The 7,459-nt window shown below is 32.6% G+C and carries 6 protein-coding genes; all 6 read right to left on the bottom strand.

Going from position 1 to position 7,459, the window contains the following annotated elements:
- Nucleotides 1-258 precede the first annotated feature (258 nt).
- The gene (locus tag RR554_RS06825; protein WP_332467683.1) at nucleotides 259-948 is read right to left on the bottom strand and encodes a tryptophan synthase subunit alpha; all 690 of its coding nucleotides are present in this window, start codon (nucleotides 946-948) and stop codon (nucleotides 259-261) included.
- Nucleotides 949-2,229, bottom strand: a complete 1,281-nt coding sequence (locus RR554_RS06820) for a PTS ascorbate transporter subunit IIC (RefSeq protein WP_332463506.1) — start codon at nucleotides 2,227-2,229, stop codon at nucleotides 949-951.
- 30 nt (nucleotides 2,230-2,259) lie between these two features.
- Entirely contained in the window at nucleotides 2,260-2,535 is a 276-nt protein-coding gene (locus tag RR554_RS06815) for a PTS sugar transporter subunit IIB (protein ID WP_332463507.1), read from the bottom strand.
- A 13-nt stretch (nucleotides 2,536-2,548) separates the two neighbouring features.
- Nucleotides 2,549-4,570 carry a BglG family transcription antiterminator gene (locus RR554_RS06810; RefSeq protein ID WP_332467682.1) on the bottom strand — a complete coding sequence of 674 codons (2,022 nt, stop codon included), beginning with the start codon at nucleotides 4,568-4,570 and terminating at the stop codon, nucleotides 2,549-2,551.
- Nucleotides 4,571-4,815: 245 nt separating this feature from the next.
- Complete coding sequence (locus RR554_RS06805; RefSeq protein WP_332463509.1) at nucleotides 4,816-5,784, bottom strand: NAD(P)H-dependent flavin oxidoreductase; 969 nt, start codon at nucleotides 5,782-5,784, stop codon at nucleotides 4,816-4,818.
- A 33-nt stretch (nucleotides 5,785-5,817) separates the two neighbouring features.
- A complete protein-coding gene (locus tag RR554_RS06800; RefSeq protein ID WP_332467681.1) occupies nucleotides 5,818-7,368 on the bottom strand; it encodes a class I adenylate-forming enzyme family protein in 1,551 nt (516 codons plus the stop codon).
- Between the last annotated feature and the right edge of the window lie 91 nt (nucleotides 7,369-7,459).

The following is a 7,459-nucleotide window of genomic DNA, read 5'->3' as shown; positions in this document are numbered from 1 at the left end:
TTTACAAGTTGGTTTCATTGATAATAACAAACGAATACTCGGACCAAAAGGCAGTCAAAAAATCTTAACAATGATTATTCATTAATTTTTAACACATCCAAAAATCACCCGTTAGCTATTCCAATATAGAATAGCCAAAATTTCTTTTAATCACCTAATTTTTATTATCACATCAACGTTTCAAGCAATATTTATCTTCAAAAAAAGAAGCAAAATCAAAAATTAGATTTTGCTTCTTTTTTAAGTTTTCAGATTGTTTTATGCCAAACTATCTAAGTAATTTTCAATGCCAGTAATACCATCTCTAGCATGTGTCTTTAAAAACTCCGTACCAATAATGGCTCCGTCAGCACCGTTATTTTTAACACTTGAAATATCTTCTTTGGTTTTAATGCCAAATCCAATAAAATTCTTAGTGTCTTTTTTGATTACTGCTATTTTTTTAATAGTCTCAACATACTCTGTTGGAACAGAATCAAAGGAACCTGTTTTACCACGTCCTGACATGACATAATGAAAAGGACTTTGGCTATTTAAATAACCAGTTAATTCTTCATCTGATAAATCTTCATTGAAGATATACACAGGTTGATTGAAAACTTCTGGATTTAACACTTGATCTACACAAATGATACCGTCATAAAGTTCATGACTTAGATGGTCTAAATCAAATAATTCTACGCCTTCTTTGTACGTCATCAAGATTACTTTAAATGAATAGTTTTCTTTAATTGTTTTTAAAGCTTGTTGAACTTTTTCTTTTGATAAACCGTCTTTCATAACTGACTGATGCGCTTCTTGAATCAGCTCACCATCCACATAAGGATTAGTCACAGGAATACCAATTTCCACATATCCTACCTTACGTGACTCTAAAGTATCTAATATATTAAAAAATTTAGTTTCATTTGGGTAATTTAATACTGTAAAGATAGCTAAATTTTCCAATTAGAAGCCTCCAATCACTTTAAGTACCCATCCTAAAATCGGGCCATAGACTACATAGTCAGTCTCACTTAAAATACGCATGATTGGCGCATATGTACCAATCATTGGCAATAAGAAAGCTTGACCAAAAATTAGAACTAAACCGTTTGCAAAAGAGCCTAAAATAGCACCTCTACGACCACCGTGAACATTACCAAAAATAGCCGTTGCTGCTCCCGTGAAGAATGTTGGGATTAATGCTGGGAACACAATAACTGGATAATTAATTAGTCCTAAAATAACCATTCCAAGCAAACCAGCTGTTAAACTAGATAAGAAACCAACGATAACTGATGTTGGATAAGCTGGGAATAACAATGGAACATCTAATCCAGGAATTGAATTAGGAATAATTTTATCTGAAATTCCGTGGAACGCTGGAATAATTTCTGATAACATCATACGTACACCTGTTACAATAACCGTAATCCAAACACCAAACTCAACACCGCGTAAAATAGAGAAGACAATCATATCTTGTCCATTCGTAATATTAGCTGTTGTCCATGATGGACCTGCTACTAAACCTAATACTAGGAATAATAATGTCATTACAAGCGTTAAAGAAATAGTCATCTCTCTTAAAAAGTTTAATTTTTTAGGAATATGTAAATCTTCTAAATCTTTGTCTTTGTTACCAAACCATTTACCAATTAATGATGCCATTAAAAGGCCTGAAGAACTTGAGTGAGCCAAAGTGAAACCTTCTCCGCCTTTGACACCCTTCATACATTTTGCCACATAAGCACATGAGAATGTCATATACAAACCAAGTAATAATGATCCTACAACAACAATCATAATAAATGATAAATTCGTGCCAAATTTCAATAATGCCGCAATCAATCCAGAAAAGAAGAATGAGACATGGGCAGATAAATGGACATATTTGAATCTAGTAAATCTGGCTAATAATAAGTTTGTAAAGAAACCAAATGCGAAAATAAGTGCCATTTCAGTGCCAATATCTGCTAAACTTTCTGCTTGAGCTGCACCAATATCTGCTGCAACTTCCTTCACGTTAAAAATCTTAGAAATCAATGGTTGAAGGGGCAATAACGACATACCTAATGTTTGCCCTCCAACATTAATCATAGTAAAACCAATCATTGTTTTAATCGTACTTGGTAAAATTTTGTCCCACGTTTGTTTTTGTGCCAACATTCCTATTATCACTACAAACCCAATAATAAACACTGCTTGGCTTAAAATATTTTGTACAATATACATAAATATTGCCATGATTTTATCCTCCCCTTAGTTAAAATCCAACTATCTTGAAGCAATTGCAGCTAATAATTCTTTTCTTAAAAACTCTTTATCCATCATATTATCAATACGAACGATAGTTGCTGATGAACCGCGAAGCGTATCTGCAAAGTCTGATGTTGTAATTAAAATATCGTAATTATCTGGACTAACTGAACCAATATCAGATGCATCAACTGTTGCTTCAATACCTTCAGCATCTAAAATTTGTTGAGAAAATAACCTCATCATCATTGAACTACCTACTCCTGCGCCACATACTGTTACTATTTTTAACATGTTTCTTCCTCCTTTAAATAACATCACTATTTATTATCGACATAATCTCTTCTGAAGTTAAAGCTTTATTTATTTTTTTAATTTTTTCTTCATCACTTAAAATTTCAACTAATTCTGATAGTGCTTTTAAATGGGACTGATGATCCACTGCACACAGTCCAACAACAATGCTCACTGGGTCATTTTGTGGATGTCCAAAAACAACAGGTTCTTCTAATGTAACAATGCTTAAACCAATATCCAGCGCACCCGTTTCTGGTCTAGCATGAGGCATCGCAATACCAGGTGCGATAACAATGTATGTACCATTAACTGCTACATTTTCTAACATGCCATCCACGTAAGAAAATTTAGCTAAACCATTATCGACAAGTAATTGTCCACTTGCTCTAACCGCATCATCTCTTGTTTTAGCTTGGCTATTTACCTTAATTAATCCTTCATGTAATACTTCAACTAACATCGGTTGGTACACTCCCTTTTCTTTTATTTTAGGTTCACTGACACGTAAATAACGCATCAATTCTTGTTTTAATTTTTTACTTTGGTTCTCATCCATTGAGACAGTTTGTTTAATAATTGTCATCATCTCAAGAATATCAACTTTTTCTTTTTTACTATTTAATTTTACGTAGAGTTTTTTCATATCCTCTTCCGTAACAAACGGCGTCACCTTAATACAGGTTTTTCCTGGATACTCAAAGTTAACAGTTGAAATAACTAAATCAACTTCGTTTTTATCTAACCAATCTCCTGCCGTTCGTTTCCCTAATGTCCCCAAAATTTGGACATCAAAATTCACTTCTAATTTAGACCTTAAAATTTGCGAAGTACTGACTCCTGAGTCACAAACAATAATTATCTTTTTGGGTTTTGTCGGGTATCTCTTTTGTTTTTCAATAGATGCGACAAAGAAAAGTGTAAAAAAGGAGACTTCATTTTCCGAAAAAATCATTCCTAAGTTCTTTTCAACAATTTTTATTCCCTCACAAACATTTCCATGTAATTCTGAGAACGAATTAATAATGTAATCAAACATTGGATTCTTAATTTGTGAGTGCGACATTACCCGATGGTAGGCAGGACGCAAGTGATTAATAACACCTTCATAAAGCCTTGTATCTTCTATAAAAAAGTCGCAGCCACTTAAGTCTGATACTTTTTTGATAAAACGATCTGTCATAAAATTAAAATCCATCCACTTTTCAGTAATTTCATCATTGTAATGAATAAAGGATGATTCGATAAATTTTTGGGCCAAATAAATTAATTCATTATCACTTATTGATAACTTAGTAACTCGTTCAAAGTCAGCCTTTTTTTCTAAAAACAAGTGTTCTTCTTTTGTATTACTAGACTTTATCTTAATTTCTTTTTCAATCTCAATTCGCTTAAATGTGACCCAAAAAATAATTTTTAGTCGGTCGTAGGAGCTATCACTTAATGAAACTTTTAGCTCATCCCCGCACATTTCAAGTAACTCTTCAGCATAAGCTAAATACGTTTCCTCTGATTGTTTATTTTCAAAAGAGAGGGGATCTTCTAAAACGGTTGCAGTTAGCAAGTGACGAATATCTTGTTCATCACCTACTATTTTGTATCCTGTAAATGGGCGAGAAATCATTTCTATTTGATAAAATGCTAACTCTTCTTTGACCCACTTTAAATCTGAAATAATGGTGTTCCTAGATAAAGGTAATTTCTTGATCAAATCATCAATACTAAAATAATCTTTAAACATTAACACTTCTGCGAGTAATCGCAGCCTTCTGATTCTCGGGTGAGACAGTATATAGTTAAAATCTAGGTTGGTTAATTTTTCAAACGATGATGAAATGACATCCGTATAAAGTATGTTACCTTTATCAATCTTTATTTCCTCGTGATGGTCCGCGATTAATAATTCATTTAATTTTTTGATGTCATTGTATATCGTGCGTGTACTAACAGACATTTTTTCGGCTAAGTTTTTTATGTCATGTTCTTGTTGTTCCTTACAAATTAGTAAAAAGAGTGTTGGTAGTCGACTGTCCATGGATGTTTCCCCCTTTACACCTTGAGTATAGTAGAAAAAATAAAGCGATACCAAATGCAATTTATTTCATCACACTTGAAAAATACTGATTTTCCTCATATTTTCTTATCGACATTCATTGCTTATAGTTAAACCTAGAATGTTTATATTACCTTCTTTTTTTGAAAACATCAATAACCACGTCTTTTAAAAAATATAAAAAAATCTGAAAAGATATTCCTATCTTTCCAGATTCTTTCTATGATTTAATTAAAGTACAACGTCATACTATTATGTTGTGCTTTAAACCCTGCAACTAATTCTTCCATAATTGTTGAAACTGGTAATACAGAATGGATTCGACCGATGTCTTGCCCTACAACTAATTGTGCGTCATCTACTTCTCCATTTAAAATAGCTTGATAAGTTTTAATACCTGAAATAACAGGTAATAATTCTTTCAAGCTAGCTTTTTCTGCCTCCATGTCATGGATTCGCTTAGCTTGCTTGTTATTTGCTACTCTCATCGCATTATTTAGCGACCGTAAAATTAAAGTCGTATCATTTTCATTAAAACTTAATACTTTTTCTTTATAAATATCTGATGTTGCCACCTCTTCAGATAATAAGAATCTTGTTCCTATAACAACCCCATCGATACCTAGAGACATTGCGCCATAAAAACTTTTACCATCACAAATTCCTCCTCCACCAATTACAGGAATTGACAGTTCTTCAGATGCTTTAGCAAATAAAATAGCGCTACTCACATCATCCATACCAGGATGTCCACCACATTCAAATCCAACAATAGTTACAGCATCTACGCCTAGATCTTGCGCTTTTTTGGCATGTCTAATCGAAGAAACTTTATGGATATGTTTAATATTGTTTTCTTTAAACATAGGAACTAACTCTTCTGGGCTTCTACCAGATGTTTCAACAACTGGTACTTTTTCTTCGATGATAACATCTACAAATTTCATTGTTAATTCATTGATAATAACCTCAGGTAACATTGAGATGTTAACCGCAAAAGGTTTGTCTGTTTGTGATTTTATTTTTTGAATCTCTTCTCTTAACTCTTCTGGACTTCTAAATGTCATTGCAGGAATTGTTCCTAAGCCACCCGCATTAGAAACTGCTATCGCTAATTCTGCACGGGATAAATATTGCATAGCTCCTTGAATTATCGGATACTCAATATTTAAAAGTTCTGTTAATTTATTTTTCATTCTAATCGTCATCCTTATTTTTCTTTAATTTTTTTAAGCATATCTTTTATGTATCAATGGATAGTCAGTTTTACCAACGGCATTTTTGGGTATCTCTTCGATAAACTCAAAGTATTTTGGTATTTTAAAGGGAGAAATATACTGTTTTAAATAAGTAACAATATCTGATTTAGTCAGTTCTTGATTTTTTTTTAAAACAACTAGTGCTTTTCCAATTTCTCCCCATTCGTTATCTTTTACGCCAATGATACAAACATCATCAATTAAATCATGAGACATTAGTATCTTCTCAATTTCAAGGGGATAAATATTTTCGCCACCGCTTATAATTGTATTTTTTATTCGGCCACTTATATAAATATATCCGTCCTCATCTTGAAAACCGATATCTCCACTTCTAATCCAACCATCTGCTAACATTGATTCAGCTGATGTTTCTTGATTCCAATAACCAGAAAAAGTTAGTGGACCACGCCAAATCAGCTCTCCTTTTACCCCTTTTTTCACTTCTTTAAATTCATCATCCACAATTTTCATTTGATTAAACATCATCACTTTTCCAGCTGCTCCCCATTTTTCCTTAGCTTCTTCTAAGGACATTTGATTAACTGGATGAACTATGTTATTAGGCCCTGTTTCTGTTGCACCGTATGCATTAACTAACTTAATTCCTTTTTCCCAATACGGTTTCATTGTAGGATAAGAAATAGGTGCCGCTCCACTTAACAACCATCTAAATCCACTAAAGTCAATATGATTAAATAAAGAATGATCCATCAGTCGTTTATAAATAGTTTCCACACCAATAGCGACAGTTGGTTTCTCTTGTTCAATTAAATCAAAAGTTTGTTCCTCTGAAAAACTACCTAAAATAATGACACGACCACCTGCATAAAGAATAGGTAGTGTTAAGACATTCCATGCTGCAGTGTGATAAAAAGGAAGCATTAAAAGAGAACAATCAGCACTGGTTAAATCAAGTGTTAAAATTTCACTGATAGCATTAAACATGATTGATTGATAGCTAATTTTCGCAGCTTTTGGTATTCCAGTCGTTCCACCTGTGTGAATGAGCATTTGAATATCATCAAGTGATAAATCAATTGATTCAGCTAGTTCACTTTGACTATTATTCATAATGTCTAGATAGAGATACTCAGCCAAGTTATCTTCTTTTTCTTCTAATGAAATAAAACAACAATTAGGATGTTCTTTGGCAAGTAAATTAATCTTCTTGTAACTTTTGGAACAATAAAATAAAATACTTGGTTCTTCTTTTTTCATCATGTTTGAAATCTCTTTTGAATTCAGTAAATAATTGTAAGTGGTTATGATAATACCTGTTTGAGAACTCATATAAAAACTATCAATAAATTCGACTGAATTCTCAGCACAAAATGCGATACGATCTCCTTTTTTCAAATGCAATTGATTCTTTAAAAAGTAAGATAGTTGATTAGCTCTGTTTAATAAATCGTCAAAAGAATAGCGTTTATTTTTTTTAACATCAAAAACGGCTTCGTTCTTTCCTGAAATTTTAGCTCGATTAATCAGAGTTTCATTGATAATTGAAGTTGTCCCCATGTCTCATTCTCCTTCATTATCTTATTGTTTCAAAAATTGCTGCTGCTCCCATTCCGCCACCAATACACATGCTGACACAACCATATTTCAA

Origin of the sequence: Vagococcus sp. (assembly GCF_036639995.1) — a bacterium.
Taxonomy (GTDB): Bacteria; Bacillota; Bacilli; order Lactobacillales; family Vagococcaceae; genus Vagococcus.
The sequence above is the reverse complement of the archived record's forward strand: the minus strand, read 5'-3'. Positions and strand labels throughout refer to the sequence as shown.